The organism is Synechococcus sp. RC10A2 (assembly GCF_047502605.1).
In genome coordinates this window covers 1-17,174 of the sequence record NZ_JANSHP010000019.1, presented here as the reverse complement: position 1 = coordinate 17,174, position 17,174 = coordinate 1, and the positions used below count along the sequence as shown (strand labels likewise).

Here is a 17,174-nt window from a genome sequence, read left to right as displayed (position 1 = left end):
CGAGGGAGAGCTGCTCTCTCAAGGGTATGGGCGTCCCTCTTGCATGGCCGAGCGGGCCACGGCTGCGATCCCCTGGTCGGTGGCGCGGGGCAGATGAAAGTACCGTCCGCCCGCCAGTTCCGCCAGCTCGGCGCTGAAACCGGTGGTTACAAAGCGGCTCTGCGAGTCGATGAGAAGCAGCTTCAATCCCAGGGCGCGGATGCGCAGGGCGATCTCCCGCAGCTCCTGCTTCAGGTCGATGGGATCGCTTTCGCTGCGTCCCAGGGAGCGGCTGAGGGGGATGTTGGCCCGGCCATCGGTGAGGGCTACCAGGAGCACCTCTCCCACGTCGCCGCTGGCGCGGGCGTTCACCCCCAGGCGCACCGCTTGGGTGAGGGCATGGGCCAGTGGGGATCCCCCGCCGCAGGGCAGGGATTCCAGGCGGCGGCGGGCCAGCTCGATGGAGCGGGTGGGGGGCAGCAGCACCTCGGCAGCCTCGCCGCGAAAGGCAATCAGGGCAACTTTGTCGCGGTTTTGGTAGGCCTCAGTGAGCAGGCGCAGGGCGGCGCCTTTGGCCGCCTGCATGCGGTTGAGGGCCATGGAGCCGGAGGCGTCTACCACGAAGATCACCAAGGCCCCTGCCTTGCGGGCCAGCTTCTTGGCGCGGATGTCGCCGGGCTCAACAATGACGGCCCGCCCCGGCTGCCGCTGGCGGCGGCTTTTCTGGTAGGGGGCAGCCGCCCGCAGAGTGGCGTCGACGGCGATGCGGGGATTGGCGCCCTGGGGCAGGATGGGCTTGACGTAGCGGCCCCGGTCGGCGCTGAACACCAGGCTTCGGGATCCCGTTTTCCCTTGTTGGTTGAGGGATTGGGCAAAGGCCAAGAGGCGCGGGTCGAGGGCCACTTGTTCGGGATCGAAGAAAAACTCCTGGGGCAGGCTGGGATTTTCCGGCTGGGGCTCCGTCTCTTCTCTGTCTTCCCCCTCCTTGTCGGGCTCTGGCGGCTGGGGATCCGACTGTTGCGATTGGGGTGGCGGCGGGGGTTGGTCGGGATCGTAGCGGGCGCGGGGCAGCAGCACCAGTTGCACTGCCTGTTGCAGATCCTCGGCCACCAGGCGATCCCGTCCCTCCAGGGCGGCCAGGACACAGGCGGCCCGCAGGGCAAACTGCTCCCCTCGATGGCCTTGGACGTTGCCGCGGATGGCCTCTTGCACCAGGTAGAGGATCTGTTCCCGCTTGGGCTTGACCTGGGGCAGCCACTCCCGCGCCAGGAGAATGCGGGTGCGGATTTCCTCCAGTTCCGCCTGGTGCTCGGCCAGGAAGGGCTCGGGAGCATCGACAAATTGCGTTGCCCGTTGGACAATTTCCCTGCGCTCTTCCAGGCTCAGCTCCTGCCCCACCGGCACCACCAGCGCCAGGCGATCCAGCAGGTGGGGGCGCAGGGATCCCTCTTCGGGGTTGTAGGTGGCCACCAAGAGAGGCCGGCAGGGGTGTTGCAGGCTCAGCCCTTCCCGCTCCAGGCGGTTGACCCCATCTCCCACCACCGTCAGCAGCAGGTTGACGATGGCGTCGTCCAAGAGGTGGATGTCATCCAGGTAGAGCACGCCGCGGTGGGCGGCAGCCAAGAGCCCCGGCTGAAAAACCGTTTCCCCCTGCCTCACCGAGGCCTCCACATCCACGGATCCCAAGAGCCGATCCTCGGTCACCCCCAAAGGCACTTGGACAAAGGGAGGGGCTATCACCTGGGTGGGGGGTGTCGTTCCCTGGGGGTAGCGGGCCTTGGCCCAGTCCGACCAGGTCTCGGGCCGCGCCGGGTCGTCGTTGCAATAGGAGCCGGCAATCACCTCGATGGGGGGCAGCAGGGCGTGGATCCCTCGGGCCAAGACCGACTTGGCCGTGCCGCGCGGCCCCACCAGCACCACTCCTCCCAAGCTGGGATCCACCGCCGCCAACAGGAGAGCCAGCTTGGCGGTTTGCTGGCCGACCACGGCGGTAAGAGGGAAAGTGCGGGGAGGGGCTAGAGCTGCCGATCCTGAGGTTGAGGAGTAGAACGTGGCCATCGGCACGATAGGGGCTCGAGGTAGGGAGACATGCACTCAAGTCTATCGCTTGTAGGAGTTTCCCGGAGCCTTGCCAACTGGCTACCGCTAGCCTCTTCCTCGAACGAGGTTGCCAGAGCCACCCCTCAACAAGTAGCAATCATCACATGCTTGGCAATTTGATACTCTCGCACGGCCTCTGCCGAGAGATCTTTGCCAAATCCCGATTGCTTGAAGCCGCCGTGGGGAGCCTCGGAGGCGATGGGGAGATGATCGTTGATCCAGACGGTTCCGAACTCCAGATCGGCGGCCAGTTTCATGGCTCGTCCGAGGTCTTGAGTCCACACAGAAGCCGCCAGCCCGTATAGGACGTCATTGCCCAGGCGTAGCGCTTCCGCTTCTTCGCGGAACGAGCCGAGCGTGAGGACCGGCCCAAAAACCTCACTCTGGACGATCTCCGCTTTTTGATCGACATGGGTAATCACTGTGGGTTCGTAGTAGTAGCCCCGGTCAAACTGAGGAGGGATCCGCCCGCCGGTCAGCACCTTGGCTCCCTCGGCTTTGGCCCGCTCCACAAATCCCCTCACCCGCTCCCGCTGGGCTGCCGAGACCAAGGGCCCCATCTCCACCCCCGCCTCAAAAGGGGATCCCAGCCTTACTTTGCGCATCGCCTCGACGATGGCCTCTTGCATCTGCGCCAGCTTGCTCTCGTGCACATAGAGGCGGGTGGCTGCCGTGCAGTCCTGGCCGCTGTTGAAGGTGGCGGCAAAAGCAGCCTTGGCGGCCACAGTCTCCACGTCGGCATCCTCGAAAACCAAAAACGGGGCTTTGCCTCCCAGCTCCAGATGCACCCGCTTGAGAGTGTCTGCCGCCGTCCGCATCACCTGCTTGCCAGTGGCAGTAGAGCCGGTGAGGCTGACCATGCGTACCTGCGGGTGCTCCACCAGGGCTTGGCCGGTAGCATCGCCTCCGGTAACGATGTTGACCACCCCCGGCGGGATCCCGGCCTCAGCAGTCAGCTCCGCCAGCATCAGGGTAGTCAGAGGGGTGGTGGGAGCGGGCTTGAGCACTACTGTGCAGCCGGCAGCCAGGGCGGGGCCGATCTTCCAGACGGCCATCAGCAGCGGGTAGTTCCAAGGGGTAATTTGCGCGCACACCCCCACTGGCTCCTTGCGAAATAGCGAGGTGTAACCTCTGGCGTATTCTCCGGCGCTCAAACCATGGATGTCGCGGGCGGCAGCGGCAAAGAAACGCAGGTTATCCACCGCAAAGGCCAGATCCCCTCCCAAGCTGACCAGCTCGTAGGGCTTGCCGGTGTTTTCCGACTCCAGACGGGCCAGCTCGGCAGCGCGAGCTTCGATGAGATCCGCCAACTTCCAGAGGGCCAGGGATCGCTCGCCGGGGGTGAGCTTCGACCAACGGCCATCGTAGAAAGCCGTGTGGGCCGCCTGCACCGCCCGATCCACATCGGCAGGGCTGGCGTCCACCACCTCCGCCAATTGCTCGCCCGTAGCCGGGTTCTCGATGACCATCAGGTTTCCCCCTTGGCTGTCAACCCATTGGCCGTCGATCCAGAGTTTGTGGGCCATGGCCTCTTCTCAACTGCTCGCTAGCAACACTTCTCCCCATTGTGCCGAATCTTGTCCAGCTTGGAGGGCGTTGTCGAGGAGAGGGCCAAGCCGCCAGGGATCCCCTCTCTCTGGGGTTTCCGTCTGGTAAGGTCAGAAGGGAGCTTTCTGCACCAGCGAGGTTGGCCTATGTCTCCTGTGCTGTGGCAAGCCATTGGGTACGCCGGCGGGATCTCGCTGGGGATCGTGGGACTGGTTGCCCTTGTCAACTTTCTCTGGCAGCGCCTAGAGCAGCAGGCGGAGAAAGCTACGGCCCAGCCAGCCGAGTCGCCCTCGGCTTCAGAACTTGGCAACACCTCGGAGGGATCCCCCTCAGCATGAGCGACAGGGTTCGCGTTCACGTTTGGGTGCGCGGGCGGGTTCAGGGAGTGGGGTTTCGGGCCTACACCGAAGCCATGGCCCGCAACGCCGGCGTCCACGGCTGGGTGCGCAATCTGCGGGATGGCCGGGTGGAGGCGGTTTTTGAAGGATCCCCGGCGGCGGTGGAGGCGATGTTGCGCTGGTGCCAGCAGGGCAGCCCCGGCTCGCGGGTGGAGGCCGTCGAACACCGCTTCGAGCCACCCGAAGGCCTCTCCACCTTCGAGATCCGCCCCACCGTTTGAGGCAGCAGCTCAGCAGCTAGCGATATCCCACTAGAATGGGAAAACCTACTCTTTCTCGTTTGGCCATGACGGTTGCTGCCCCTGCCAAAGTGGAATACGAAGCTGTGATTGGGCTGGAGGTGCACTGCCAGCTCAGCACCCGCTCCAAGATCTTCTCCAGCAGCGCGACGGCCTTTGGCGCTCCCCCCAACACCCAAATTGACCCTGTCTGCATGGGCCTGCCCGGCACCCTGCCCGTGCTGAACGAGAAGGTGCTGGAATACGCGGTCAAGGCTGGCCTGGCCCTCAATTGCACCATCGCCCCCTACAGCAAGTTCGACCGCAAGCAGTACTTCTACCCCGACCTGCCCAAAAACTACCAAATCTCCCAGTACGACCTGCCCATTGCCACCCACGGCTGGGTCGAGATCCAGCTCAGCGACGGCCGCAGCAAGCGCATCGGCATCACCCGTTTGCACATAGAAGAAGACGCGGGCAAATTGGTGCATGCCGGCAGCGATCGGCTGTCGGGATCCAGCTATTCCCTGGTGGATTTCAACCGGGCAGGAGTTCCCCTCATCGAGATCGTCAGCGAGCCGGATATCCGCACTGGGGAAGAAGCAGCCGAGTATGTACAGGAGCTGCGCCGCATCCTCCGCTACGCCGGGCTGTGCGATGGCAACCTACAGGAGGGATCCCTGCGCTGCGACGTCAACATCTCGGTGCGCCCGCTGGGCTCCCCGACCTTTGGCACGAAGGTGGAAATCAAGAACATGAACTCCTTCAACGCCATCCAGCGGGCCATCGAGTACGAGTTCAACCGCCAAGTTAAGGCCGTGGAAGCAGGCGAGCCCATCGTACAGGAGACCCGCCTCTGGGAAGAAAACAGCCAGCGCACCATCAGCATGCGCAAGAAAGAGGGATCCAGCGACTACCGCTATTTTCCGGAGCCGGATCTGCCGCCCATTCGTGTGACGGAAGCGCAAAAAGCCCGCTGGCAGGCGGAGCTGCCGGAATTGCCCAGTGTGAAGCGGCGGCGCTACCAACAGGTGTACGGCCTCTCGGTGTATGACTCCCGCTACCTCAGCGACGAACGCAACACCGCCGAGTACTTTGAGGCCGTGGTTGCTGCCGGCGCCGACCCGAAGGCAGCCGCCAACTGGATGATGAGCGACATCGCCAGCTACCTCAACACCCACAAGCTGGACTACCCGGACATCGCCTTGAAGCCGGAAACCCTGGCTGAGCTAATCGGCCTCATCGAGCAAGGCACTATTTCCAGCAAAATTGCCAAGGAGATCCTGCCGGAGCTGCTGGAAAAAGGCGGCTCGGCCCGCGCCCTGGTGGAGGCCAAGGGCCTGACCCAGATCTCCGATAGCAGCCTCTTGGAGCCAATGATCGCCGAGGTGCTGGCCGAGAACCCCGAGCAACTGCAGCAGTACCGGGAGGGCAAAACCAAGCTCTTCGGCTACTTTGTCGGGCAACTGATGAAAAAAACCCAAGGACGGGCGGATCCCAAGCTGGCCAACGAGCTGCTCAAGCGGCATCTAGACGGCTAATTCCAGGCTTCGGTGAGGGAATAGCCCAATTCCTGGATCATGCGCCGCAGCAACGGCAAACTCAGCCCAATGACGTTGCCAGGGCACCCCTCGATCCGCTCCACAAACAAGCTGCCGCGGCCGTCAATGGCAAAGCAGCCAGCACAATTGAGCGGCTCGCCGGTGGCCACGTAGGCGCGGATCTCCTCGTCGCTGGGCTTGGCAAAAAACACCCGTGTTACCGCATAGTGGACGAGGCGGCGGTTCTGCCTCGTGTCAATCAAGGCATGGCCCGTGTAGAGCTCTCCCACTTCGCCCCGCATTTGCCGCAGGCGCCGTTCCGCCTCTAGAGCATTGGCCGGCTTGCCCAGGATCTCCCCCCCTAGGTAGAGCACGGAGTCAGCCCCGATCACCAAGACGGGCTCCCGTTGCTGAGCCGCCACCGCTTCGGCTTTGGCCGCAGCCAGCTTCTGCACCAGCTCCACCGGATCCGGGCTCTGGATTTGGCTTTCGTCAAAGTAGCTGGGTTGAACGCGAAAAGGGATCCGGGCAGCTTCTAACAATTGGCGGCGGGCAGGAGATTGCGAAGCCAGGACAATGGGAGGCAACATCGATTCAATGCTCAACTCAAGCCTAGACGTTTGCAGGACTGAAGTTTGCTCTACTACTAGTTTCCATTAACCTAGTCAAGGTACGCCCGATAGGCGCTCAAGGGAAACCCTCTCGATCTCTTCCCAACGGGATCCCGTCTGTGACCACCCTACCCTCCCAGGCCACCCAAACTGAGCTTGCCCCTGCTGGCCTCCTCCAGCGCTACTGGGGGGATCAGGACACACCCGAAAGCCGCTGGGTCAATTGGCTGGTGGCGGTGCTGGTTTTCTGTTCGTCTGCCTTTTTTGTAGTGGAGACCTACCCCATTCCCCCCCAACTCCGCCTTGGGCTGGAGCGGCTGGATCGCCTCATCCTCGGCCTATTCGTGGTGGAATATCTACTGCGCTGGGCAGCGGCCCTGCAGAAGCTGCGCTACGTCTTCAGCCTCTATTCGCTCATTGACTTGCTGGCGATTTTGCCTTTTTTTGCCGGGCTGACGGATATTCGCTTTATCCGCCTCTTGCGCTGGTTTCGTATCTTGCGGCTGCTGCGCCTGGTGGAGGGCAAGACCCTCTTTGGTCAGGTCATCTCCGCCGACACCCGCATCTTGTTGCGCATCCTTTTTACTCTCTTTGCGATTGTCTTCGTCTACTCTGGCCTCATCTACCAGGTGGAACATCCGGCCAATCCCGGCGCTTTTGCCACCTTTTTGGATGCTTTCTACTTTTCGGTTGTTACCATGACCACGGTAGGGTTTGGGGATCTCACCCCCACCTCTGAGCTGGGCCGGCTGTTGACGGTGCTGATGATCCTGACGGGCGTGGCCCTGATCCCTTGGCAAGTAGGGGAGCTGATCAAGCAACTGGTGAAAAGCGGCACCTCGCTGCAGTGGGCCTGCCCGGGATGCGGCCTCTCCCAGCACGATGAGGATGCCCAGTTTTGTAAGCGCTGCGGCACGCCGCTCTATCCGGATAGCCAAGCCTCTCCAGCCAGCAGTCCGCTGGCCAATCTGCCGGTTGGGGGCAAAGACAGGATAGGCTAGGACGGGATCGAGAGAACCTGCAATGTTGGCACATCCTGAATTGGCAATCCCTGGCAAGCTCAATGTAAAGGCGGGAGTGGTGATGCTGCTGGCAGCCATCGTCCTGGGCCTCATCCTCAGTCAGGTTCAGCCGCTGCTGCCCGCTCCGCAAGATTTGCCAGGGATCCCTAGGGAACCCCTTTCCTGGCAAGAGGTGCCCAAACAAAAGTACGCCTGGCACATCTGCTACGCCTTTTTGGGCAATATGGGGCTGATCAACATCGGCGGCGGCCTGGCGCTGGTGGCGTTGGGATCCCGCTTCACAGCCGGGCACCTGTTCTCCCAGATTCTTCTTTTGGGGGGAATGCTGCACCCTGCCTCTTGGGCTTTGGTGGCTCTGACAGGTCTGGAAGGGTGGGGCTGGCTGGGCAATGTCGGGGCGGTGGCGGTGGCGCTGGTGGTGATGGTGTTGTTTGTTCACCTGATCTTGGCTACCTACCGCTCGGGGCAAGCCCTCCAAAAACTGACTCGATCCCGCATCCACCGCTAACTCGGCAGACAGTTGGGGTGAGAAACCGTTTAGCTTAAGATTGTTTTTAGCATTGTTGATGCTGACATTCGACATTAGGTGGGCTGAGCATGGCGATCAAAGAAGAAGTTTTTTTTGAGGGCGGCCCTCACACGGGCGATCTGGTGTTGAACTCCTTCCTCGGCCTCACCCTCGTTGGCTTGCCTCTGTTTGTGGGCGCCCTGGTGCGCAAGCTTTGGGTTCACTACCGGATAACCAACCGTCGCATCACTGTGATCGGCGGCTGGGGCGGCAAGGAGCGCTCTGATGTCATTTACAAAGAGATTGCCAAGGTGGTGACGGTGCCACGGGGCCTAGGCACCTGGGGCGATATGGTGCTCACCCTCAAAGACGGCAGCCGCCTAGAGATGCGGGCAGTGCCCCGCTTCCGCGAGATCTACGCCTACATCAGCGAACGGCTGGACGAGAAAGCCAGGCAAGTAAGCGGGCCCATCGGCAAAAGGTCCCCCTCGACCCAAGCCTAGCCATGCCTGCTTGGGATCCCTCCTGGGCGCAGCGCCTGGCGCTGGTGCACGAGTATTTGATCTGGCCAGGGGGATCGGAAAAGGTTTTGCAGGAGCTCCTTGCCTTTGCCCCACAGGCACCTCTCTACGTCAGCCTCTTCTCGTCCCACACCTTGCCGCCGAGCTGGCAGCAGCGGTCGGTTTACACCTCGTTTTTGCAGGGCTGGGCCCGCTGGCTGGGGGTGCTGCGGCGCAACTATCACAGCCGCCTTAAGTACCTGCTGCCCTGGATGCCCTTGGCCTACGAGAGCTTTGACTTCTCCGCCTATGACTGCGTCATCTCCAGCAGCCATGCCTTTGCCAAAGGGATCCTGACAGGGCCTTCCACTCTGCACCTTAGCTACATCCACAGCCCGCCCCGTTACCTCTGGGAAAACCAGGAGCTCTATCTGGAGCGGGAGGGGTTGACGGGGATCCGCCCGCTTGCCGCCCTCAGCCGCTGGCTGTTGCACCGCCTGCGCCAGTGGGACTTTGTGGCAGCCCAGCGGCCAGACCTATTGATTGCCAACTCGCAGCACATCCGCCGGCGCCTGGCCAAGCTCTACCGCCGCGAGGCTGTGGTTATCTATCCGCCGGTGCCGCTGCAGGGGTTTGAGCCGGTAACCCATCCCCAAGCCGACTACGACCTGGTGGTGGGCCGGCTGGTGCCCTACAAGCGGGTGGATTTGGCGATCGCTGCCTGTAAGCAGCTGGGCCGCCGCCTGGTAGTGGTGGGGGAAGGGCCGGAGCTGCCGCGACTGAAGCAACTGGCAGGGCCGCAAGTGGAGTTTTTGCCCCACCAGCCCCAAGACCGCCTGCAGGAGCTGCTGGCCAATTGCCGGCTGCTGCTGTTTCCCTGGGAAGAGGATTTTGGCCTGGTGGCGGTGGAGGCGCAAGCCTGTGGTCGTCCTGTGGTCGCCCTGAACCGGGGAGGCACCCGCGAGACCGTCATCCACGGCCAGACGGGGATCCTCATCCCCGAAGCCAGGGTGGAAGCCCTCGTCGAAGGGCTGCGCCAGGCGGAGCGCCAGGAATGGGATCCGCAGCGGATTCGGACCCATGCCTTGCAATTTGCGCCGGAGCGGTTCCACGCCCAGTTGGGATCCCTGCTGCGCTGGGCCTGGCCCCGTTTCCAGGCGGGAGAGCGCTTGGATCCGCAAGAATGGCAGCCTCAGTAGGGCCGCCGCTGTACAAAAGCCGGCAACTCGATGCGGCTGCGGCTGCCCCCTTCTCCCCCAGCCCGTGCAGCCGCCAAGGCGGAGCGTCTCAGCAGCTTCTCCGCCCGATCCTGCCGCTCCTCAAGGGCAAGGGGTGGGATCCCACCAGCGGGCGTTCTCCCAGTTGTGGGTCGGCTGGTGGGTGGGGCGGCAGCCACCGCTGGGGAGGGAGCAGGCCCTTCAGCTGCCGCCTGAACCCGTTCCTGAGCCGGGCGGCCAGACCTGAGCTCGACACCTGCTTGGGGAGGAGCCGCAGACGACTGCCGCAGAGCGGCTAGCTGCTCCTCCAGCTCCTGATTGCGTTGCAACAACAGGGCCACCTCTTTTTCCTGAGTTTGGGCATAGGCGTGGGCCTGCACACACTCGGTTTTCAAAGTCGCCACCTGCTGCTGCAGCTTCTCGATCTGTTTCTGGCTAACCAGATGATGGGCCTCCGCCAGCTCCTGTGCCCGCCGGGCTTCTTCCAGGCTTTCCCGAGTTGGTCGCTGGGCCAGCTCCCGAAGCTGCTGCTGCACTTCCTGCCACTGGACAAGGGTGGGCCGCTGAGCCAGCTCTTGGAGAAGCTGATCCCGTTCGGCCCGCAAGGCGTCGAGCTCCCGGGTGAGAGCCTGCACTTGCTCTTCTAGAGCAAGGAGCCGCTGCGTCTGCAGAGACTCCGCCTCGCCGCTGGGATCCACTTGGGCTTTTCGCTCTTGGCGCAGAGCCTGCAGCTCCGCCTCCAGTTTGGCAATTTGCTGGGCCTGTTCTGCCTGGCGCTGCTGGCTCTGCTGCAGCTCCGCCAGCAAGGTGGTTCGCTCGGCCTTGGCAAAAGAGGCTTGTTGGCGCAACTGGTTCAGCTCCGCTTGCAAGCTTGCCCATTGCTCCTGCGAAGGGCGTTCTTCCAATTCGCGAAGACGTTGCTGCGCTGCATTCAGGTCGGCTTGCAGGCGTGCCTTTTCGCTTTCCAGCTCGGCTTTGAGACGCTGCCCCTCAGCCTCGGCCTGGCGGTGGGCCGCCTCCAGCTCCGCCCGTAGGGCTTCCATTTCCTGCGCAGAGGGCCGAGCGGCCAGCTCCTGGATTTGCGCCTGCAACTGCGCCTTCTCTTCCTCCAGCGCTTGAATGCGGAGCTGCGATTGGGCTTGTAAAAGCTGTACCTGCGGCAACTTGACGGCGTATTCCCCCAACTGGTTGGCCTGCTGTTTCAGCTCCCAGAGCTCCTGCTGCAGTTGATAGAACCGGGCCGGATCGACGCGCCGCTGCAGTTCTGCCTTCAGGGTTTCGATTTCTGCTTGGCTGGTCTGCAACTGTTGCTGCAGGATCTGGTAGTGCTCCAGCGTGGGTCGGCGCTCCATTTCCCAGAGAAGATTTTGTAACTCTTCAATGTGCTGCTGTTGGAGCTGAAAAGCTTCCAGGGTAGGACGTTGTTCCAGCCGCGCCTTCTCCTCTTGACAAGCCTGCAAAGCTTGCTCCCGCTCCTGCAGTTGGGCCTGCGCTTCCAGCAGTTGCTGTTCCAGGCGATGGGTACATTCAATCTGCTGCAATGACAGTGCCTCTGACTCTGCTAGGGATCGCTCCAAGTTGCGCACGCGCGCCCGCAAAGCTTTCAGCTCCTCTTCCACTTCCATAGCCCGGCTGCTCGACAGATTATGGGCTTTACTCTAGCAGATGCTCCGGGCAAATATCCAGCTTGACACCACCTATAGCGTGAATTTTTGAGTTCTCCCAAAACTAACGCTAGAGATGTTGCCTCCATCCTCTATACTTGGGGGATGGAGTTCTGAAGCGGGAGCCCTGTGATCAAGCTGGGATCCAAACCTTGGGGGTTGACGCTGGCCCTGCTGGGCGTGGCTCTGGTCGGTTGTGGTGCCGCCGCGCTCACTGCCAGCCCCCCTCTGCCGCCGCTAATCACCAGCAGCGACATTCCTGCCGCCGTTAGCCGGGGCGGCTTTTTGGAGGTTGGGGTCTCGGTGTCGGTGCCGGGGCGGCTCCCAGCGGAGCTGGCGTTTCAGGTGTCATGGTCGGGGATCGAGGTGCAGACGCTGTCAGCAGCCCAGGTCAACTGTGTCTCCGGCAACGTGTCCTGCACTACTCGCTTCCGCATCCGCCCCCCTTTGAACTTGGTGCCCGGCTCTTACCTGCTCAGTTTACGGGTTTTCGACCGGTTGGGACAAAGTGCCGCTGTGACTGCGACGGTGCTGTTGAGGGATCCCTGAAGGCTGCACCGGAGAGTTGCCTTTCAGTTGTTGGCTGGGCGCTTCCGCATGAACGAAAAATCGTTATTTCACCGCCTGGGCAAGCGCCCGGATCCCTGCTTGCAGACGTTCTTCAATGTCGGCCTCCAGCCGCAGGGTGCCGTCGGCCTCAAACTGGATCTGCGAGCTGAGGATGTAGATCCCTTTCAAGATATGGGTTGCGCCCATCACGGCCAGCACCGGCTTCATGGCAAAGTCGATGGCCAGCAGGTGGGCCAGGGTTCCCCCGGTGGCAATGGGGAGAATCACCTTGCCGGTAAAAGCATCCTGGTCTAGCAAATCCAGCAGCGCCTTCAACACGCCTGGATAAGAAGCTTTATAGACAGGAGCAGAGATGACGATCCCGGCAGCCTGGGCCACCTTTTCCTGAATCTGCTGGAGGTGAGGGCTCTCAAAGTTAACCCGCACCAGATCCTCTGGCGGCAAATCCCGCACCGAGACAAACTCCGTCGTCAATCCCAGACCGGACAGGATCCCGGCAGCGTGGTGCAAAATCGCTTCCGACCGCGGTGGCGGGCCAGCGGCTTCCCGAGAAAGAGGGCCAGGACTACCGGAGAGCAGGAGGATGGCCGGCATGGATCAACAAAAGAAGTAGAACGCTGCTTCTGTTGTACCAGGGATCCCGTCCAAGAAATGCTAAACTATGCGTTAGGAAAGTCTCCAGGTTGTCGAGCCTGGATCCCTGCGGGCGTAGTTCAGTGGTAGAACGCTAGCTTCCCAAGCTGGATGTCGTGAGTTCGAATCTCATCGCCCGCTTCCCCATCGAAAACACAGAGGGATAGCTGGCTGGCCCCGTACTTGAGTGCGGGGCGGAAAGGCCCGTGAGCAACTTTAGCTGCTCATCAATGGCATAGTTATCACCGAGGCGTGCCATTCCCAGGCGAGCCCCTAAGACGGTGAAAAACCCGACCGGTGGCAAGCGTCCGGAAGAGACTGCCGTCTCAGCCAACCTGCAACAACTCCGTCCCGCTGACGCGATCAGAAAAGTCAGCAGAACCTTGGGGCCTTGCCTCCAGGAACTGTCTAGAGGTGTCTTGACAACGCCTCTGTGAGTCCGCTTGCGGACTGCGTAAAAATCCCCTGGGCGGTAGGAGGGTCAAACAATCTGCCCCACGCAGGGCCTTCACCCTAAGGCAGTGAGGAGCCTAGCTTCTGAGATCCCCGGCTGGCGAAGGATTCCGACCGAAAGGGGCTTCCATGCGGCTGTCCACCACCCGCCGTAGCACCCCGTTGACAAAAGCGGCGGCCTCCGGATCCCCGTATTTTTTGGCCAATTCTACAGCTTCGTTGATGGCGACCTTGTCGGGGCTGCTGCGCAGGATCTCCATTTCCACTACCGCCAGGCGCAGGATATCGCGCTCGATCCGCCCCACCCGCTTCAGTTGCCAGCCTACCAAAACCCCTTGCAAACGGGCGTCGATAGCCTCCTTATGGGTGCGCAGGGCGGTCAACAGTTGGAGAGCGTAGGCGCGTACCTCTTGAGCTTGGGCAATGTGCAACAGCTCCGGCATGGAGAGGGCAACTCCCAGCCGGTTGACCGCCTTTTGGGACAACTGAACGACCTCATCCAGGATGCGGCGGACGCTGTACAGCCGCTGTTCCAGGTGTTCCAGGGCTTGGCCGGCGTTGCTGAGGGCCACTTGGGCTTGGTGGGCCAGCTCCAGCAATTCTCCCTGCACGGTGTCGCCGGCGTTGGCCTCCTTCAGAGCCGTTTCCAAGCGTTGCAGATGTCGTTGGGCCTGCTGAAGGCGGACAGTAAGAGAGCGAGCTCCGCCCTCTTCCTTGGCATCAGAAGCGGCCAATAACAGGGGATCGCTCTCGTGCAACAGGCGATCGCTGCGCTGGATCTCCGCCGCCGCTGTGGAGAGAGTTTCATGGGTCTCTTCCTGCAGAGCGCGGATGGCTGCCAGCAGCAAGTCCTCCAGTTGTTTTTCGCTCAGTTTGGCCGCTGTGGCCGGCAGTTGGTTGACCCCCAGCAGGGCCAGTTCGCGGGCAACACGCCGAGGTTGCATTGCAGAATACCCATGTTTTTAAACGACTGCCCCATCGCGCAAGGCGGCGCTATCGGGCTTAGCCATGCTAGCAGCCTGCCGCGGGGCAATGAAGAACCAGAGGCCCGGGCGCCTCGCTGTCAACTTGCCTCGCAAGGGCGGCTCAACACGCGAAACACCAACGATGCACTCTGCTCTTCGCCAAAGCGAGATTGGCTGGAGACGGAGAGGGTAAGCCGCCGTTTGCTGCGGGTGATGCCCACGTACAGCAGCCGCAGCCGCTCTGCGGCCAGATCCAAAAAGGCTTGCTCGGTGGCCGAGTCGGCCTGCTGCTCCCAACAACTTCTGCGGCTGAGCTGCCGCAACTGGGCCAGGGCTTCTGCTCTCATATCGACATCCTCCAAAAACCTCAGCCCCACCGGTCGCTCTTCAGAGTAGGTGGGAAACTCGTAGGCCGACACCTGGGGGATGAACACCTGATCCCATTCCAAGCCCTTGGCGCGGTGCAGAGTCGTAACGGTGATGCTGCCCGGCTCCGGGTTGAAGGCAAAGATCTCCGAGGGCAGGTTGTTGAGGCGGCGATCCAGAATCACCCGCAATTCTTGGGCAATCTCCTGCCAATCGACCTCGGGCAGGGATCCCAGCACCTGCTCCAACTGGTCGATGACGTAGCAACCCACAAACAGCTCTTCCGGCTTGCGGTAGAGGCTTTGGACAATCACATTGAGCACCTCCGGCCAAGGGGAGCGCCCGGCCCGCAGCCAACCGGCAAGGATGCGCAGCAGCCTGCCCAAGTTTTGCCAAGAGGGGCTATCCGGCAAAGTGGGGGCTTCCCCAAACTGGGGAAATAGCAGCCGCTCCGGCAGCGAGGCGCGGATCCAGTCCAGCATCGGCCCCAGCTCCAGGCGCGGGATCCCGGCCCAGTCGGCCAGGTGATCCACAGCAGCGGCCAAGCGGGCAGAGGAAATGGGCTGGGCCAACCAGTCGATGATTCCCTTGAGTTGCAGCAACACCCGCCGCTGGCTGGGGTTGCCCCGCAACAGATCGATCACCTGCTCTGCCCCCAGTTCCCGCAGGTAGTCGAGGGCCTTGCCCCCCAGCTCGTTGGTGGTGACCAGAATGGCCACCGTCTGGTCGGGAAAAGCCTGGGCGGCTGCCAGGGCCCACCGCGTCACCTCCTGCAGCTCCTGCTCCGGGGATCCGACTACCCGGCGAAACACCACCTCCCCTTCGCTGGCCGGGGGATTTAGGCCGCCAGCGCTGGCCGGGCAAATGTGCTGGGGAGCCAGGGCGGTGCGCAGGGCTGGGATGGGGTGCTTCTGGTTCACCCAGTCCACCAGGCGGTTGGCCAACTCCAGGATCTGGGGGGCGCTGCGGCTGGACTCTTTCAACGTCACCTGGGGATTGGCCTGACAAAAGGCGCGAAACAGCCGCGGCTCGGCGGTGGTGAAGGTGCCCATGATGCTTTGGTTGGGATCCCCGACCCGTACCAGGTTGCCGGTGCGCTGGCTGAGCAGCCGCAGCAGCTCTTCTTGGAGGGGGGAGCTGTCCTGGGCCTCGTCCTCGAATAGGTAGTCGTACCAATTTTGCACCTGCTGCCGCAGGGCCGGGTCGCGCTCGATTAGCTCCACTGCCTGCCAGCCCAGGTCGTCGTAGTCCAGCTTGCCCAGGCGACGCAGCTCCGCTTGGTAGGCAGCATAGATGGGGGCCGCCCAGCCCAGATAGCCCTGAGTAGTTGTGGGGATCGCCTCCGGCCCCAGACGCAGATTCTTGGCCGTGCTGATCACCGCCCGCACCATCTGCTGGAAGCTGCGTCGAAACCGCAGCCGGTTTCGGACCACCTTGTGGGGCTTCTCGGCAGGGATCAAGGGCTCCCAGAGGTGGGTGTGGTGGGCGAGCCAGGCGCGGCAGAGACGGCTGAGCAGGCGCTCCTGTTCATATTCCTCCAGGATGGACAGCTCTTCCCAAGGGCCGGGAACCTCCCGCAACACCCGCAGCGCCAGCGAGTGCAAGGTGAAGGCTTGGGTAAAGCGATCCGGATAGCCCGCCTGTTGCAGGCGTTGGTTGATGCGGTTGATCAAATTGCTTCGCGCCGAACGCATGTAGGTGAACACCCCAATGCGCTCCGGTGGAACGCCGCGATTCAGGATGAGATCGGCGATTAGCAGCTCCAGGATAAACGTCTTGCCGCTCCCCGGAACTGCCGCGATCCCCAGAGGCCCCGACCGATACGCCAATGCCCGTTGCTGTTCTGGACGCAACGTGACTTGGGGAAAAGGAGAATCTGCCAAGCTCACCATTGCATCCGCAACTAGCCGAGGATAAAGGTCTCAATGGCCACCGCCACCCCATCTTCGGTGACGGGGGGAGCAACCCAATCAGCGTGGGGCAGCAGAGCCGGCGAGGCGTTCCCCATGGCTACCCCGATCCCCGCATACTGGAGCATCTCGATGTCGTTGTCGCCATCGCCGATGGCCATCACCTGATCCGCCGACACCCCCAGCAGCTCTTCCGCCAGAAAACGAACGGCATTGCCCTTGTTCACCGCCGCATGGGTGGCCTCCAAAAAAATCGGCTCCGAGCGGGTGAGGTAGATCTGCTCAGGAGAATACCGCTGCCGCAGGGATCCCTGGAGTTGCTGCAGAAACTCCGTATCCTCCGAAACAGCCAGGATCTTGGTGGGGCTTTTCCCGTGTTGGGCGGGGGAGAGCATCTGGAACGGCACCTGGGAGCGCTCGGCATAGGCTTGGCTGAGGGGGCTGAGCTCCCGCAAATAGAGCTGATCGTCGATGTAGAGGTGCACCCCCACCGGCTGATCCTGCAGCACCTGCAGCAGCTCCTCCGCCAGCGACCAGTCCAGGCTCCAATGCTTCAAGGTCTTTTGGCTGTCGGGATTGCGAATGAGCGCCCCCTGATAGCTGCAGAGGGGCATATCGGCCCCAATGGCGTAGTGAAACCGCTCAGCAGAGCGATGCATCCGACCTGTAGCAATGGCTACCCGCACGCCTGCCGCCTTGGCTTTTTGAATGGCCTGCCGCACCGGCTCCGAAACCTGGTTGGAAGGCCCGGCAATCGTGCCGTCGATGTCCAATACCAACAGCCGAATGTCTCTCCAGGATCCTGCCTCCTTTTTTCGCTGTTGGACTTGAGCTTCTGCTCCGGTTTGCATTGCCCCTCCTCCTGGCAACCTCCCAGACACTAACACAAAAGGATAGCTGGGTAGCCCCGCACTTTAGTGCAGGGCGGAAAAGCCCGCTAGCCACTTTAGTCGCTTACCCATGATGGGGGT

The 17,174-nt window shown here is 62.3% G+C and carries 16 protein-coding genes and 1 tRNA gene; 9 read left to right on the top strand and 8 right to left on the bottom strand.

The window, feature by feature from the left end:
- Positions 1–18: 18 nt before the first annotated feature.
- Entirely contained in the window at positions 19–2,037 is a 2,019-nt protein-coding gene (gene bchD, locus NW848_RS01680) for a magnesium chelatase ATPase subunit D (protein ID WP_414402326.1), read from the bottom strand.
- A gap of 125 nt (positions 2,038–2,162) precedes the next feature.
- Entirely contained in the window at positions 2,163–3,605 is a 1,443-nt protein-coding gene (locus NW848_RS01675) for a gamma-aminobutyraldehyde dehydrogenase (protein WP_099812510.1), read from the bottom strand.
- 168 nt (positions 3,606–3,773) lie between these two features.
- Here NW848_RS01675 and NW848_RS01670 point away from each other — a divergent pair, with 168 nt between their 5' ends.
- The 3 genes from NW848_RS01670 (at position 3,774) to gatB (ending at position 5,784) form a co-directional block, all read left to right on the top strand.
- Positions 3,774–3,965, top strand: a complete 192-nt coding sequence (locus tag NW848_RS01670) for a hypothetical protein (RefSeq protein WP_041438067.1) — start codon at positions 3,774–3,776, stop codon at positions 3,963–3,965.
- On the top strand, positions 3,962–4,246 hold the full coding sequence (locus NW848_RS01665) for an acylphosphatase (protein ID WP_099812511.1): 285 nt from the start codon (positions 3,962–3,964) through the stop codon (positions 4,244–4,246). The genes NW848_RS01670 and NW848_RS01665 overlap by 4 nt, the downstream gene beginning before the upstream one ends.
- Positions 4,247–4,311: 65 nt before the next feature.
- Positions 4,312–5,784: an Asp-tRNA(Asn)/Glu-tRNA(Gln) amidotransferase subunit GatB gene (gatB, locus tag NW848_RS01660; RefSeq protein WP_011429268.1), complete on the top strand. Its 1,473-nt coding sequence runs from the start codon at positions 4,312–4,314 to the stop codon at positions 5,782–5,784.
- Here the strand turns inward: gatB and NW848_RS01655 are convergent.
- A complete protein-coding gene (locus tag NW848_RS01655) occupies positions 5,781–6,374 on the bottom strand; it encodes a Maf family protein (protein ID WP_099834680.1) in 594 nt (197 codons plus the stop codon). The genes gatB and NW848_RS01655 overlap by 4 nt on opposite strands.
- A 140-nt stretch (positions 6,375–6,514) precedes the next feature.
- Between NW848_RS01655 and NW848_RS01650 the strand changes: the two genes are divergently transcribed.
- From NW848_RS01650 to NW848_RS01635, 4 genes are all read left to right on the top strand, one after another.
- The gene (locus tag NW848_RS01650; RefSeq protein WP_011429266.1) at positions 6,515–7,396 is read left to right on the top strand and encodes an ion transporter; all 882 of its coding nucleotides are present in this window, start codon (positions 6,515–6,517) and stop codon (positions 7,394–7,396) included.
- Positions 7,397–7,418: 22 nt separating this feature from the next.
- Positions 7,419–7,925: a hypothetical protein gene (locus NW848_RS01645; protein ID WP_240527286.1), complete on the top strand. Its 507-nt coding sequence runs from the start codon at positions 7,419–7,421 to the stop codon at positions 7,923–7,925.
- A gap of 89 nt (positions 7,926–8,014) precedes the next feature.
- A complete protein-coding gene (locus NW848_RS01640) occupies positions 8,015–8,428 on the top strand; it encodes a PH domain-containing protein (protein ID WP_011429264.1) in 414 nt (137 codons plus the stop codon).
- A 2-nt stretch (positions 8,429–8,430) separates the two neighbouring features.
- Positions 8,431–9,624, top strand: a complete 1,194-nt coding sequence (locus NW848_RS01635; protein WP_011429263.1) for a glycosyltransferase — start codon at positions 8,431–8,433, stop codon at positions 9,622–9,624.
- Here the strand turns inward: NW848_RS01635 and NW848_RS01630 are convergent.
- Positions 9,618–11,267, bottom strand: coding sequence for a hypothetical protein (locus NW848_RS01630; RefSeq protein ID WP_011429262.1), 1,650 nt, complete (start codon positions 11,265–11,267; stop codon positions 9,618–9,620). The genes NW848_RS01635 and NW848_RS01630 overlap by 7 nt on opposite strands.
- A 168-nt stretch (positions 11,268–11,435) precedes the next feature.
- On the opposite strand from NW848_RS01630, the gene NW848_RS01625 reads away from it, so the two are divergent.
- A complete protein-coding gene (locus NW848_RS01625) occupies positions 11,436–11,855 on the top strand; it encodes a hypothetical protein (RefSeq protein WP_011429261.1) in 420 nt (139 codons plus the stop codon).
- 63 nt (positions 11,856–11,918) lie between these two features.
- On the opposite strand, the gene ssuE is transcribed toward NW848_RS01625, so the two are convergent.
- Positions 11,919–12,470, bottom strand: a complete 552-nt coding sequence (ssuE, locus tag NW848_RS01620; protein WP_011429260.1) for an NADPH-dependent FMN reductase — start codon at positions 12,468–12,470, stop codon at positions 11,919–11,921.
- Positions 12,471–12,578: 108 nt separating this feature from the next.
- Here ssuE and NW848_RS01615 point away from each other — a divergent pair.
- Positions 12,579–12,650 (top strand) — tRNA-Gly (locus NW848_RS01615).
- A gap of 389 nt (positions 12,651–13,039) precedes the next feature.
- Here the strand turns inward: NW848_RS01615 and nusB are convergent.
- The 3 genes from nusB to NW848_RS01600 form a co-directional block, all read right to left on the bottom strand.
- Positions 13,040–13,906 carry a transcription antitermination factor NusB gene (nusB, locus tag NW848_RS01610; RefSeq protein WP_099812516.1) on the bottom strand — a complete coding sequence of 289 codons (867 nt, stop codon included), beginning with the start codon at positions 13,904–13,906 and terminating at the stop codon, positions 13,040–13,042.
- Positions 13,907–14,025: 119 nt separating this feature from the next.
- Positions 14,026–16,185: an ATP-dependent helicase gene (locus NW848_RS01605; RefSeq protein WP_041438062.1), complete on the bottom strand. Its 2,160-nt coding sequence runs from the start codon at positions 16,183–16,185 to the stop codon at positions 14,026–14,028.
- A gap of 11 nt (positions 16,186–16,196) precedes the next feature.
- A complete protein-coding gene (locus NW848_RS01600) occupies positions 16,197–17,054 on the bottom strand; it encodes a Cof-type HAD-IIB family hydrolase (RefSeq protein ID WP_414510356.1) in 858 nt (285 codons plus the stop codon).
- Positions 17,055–17,174 lie beyond the last annotated feature (120 nt).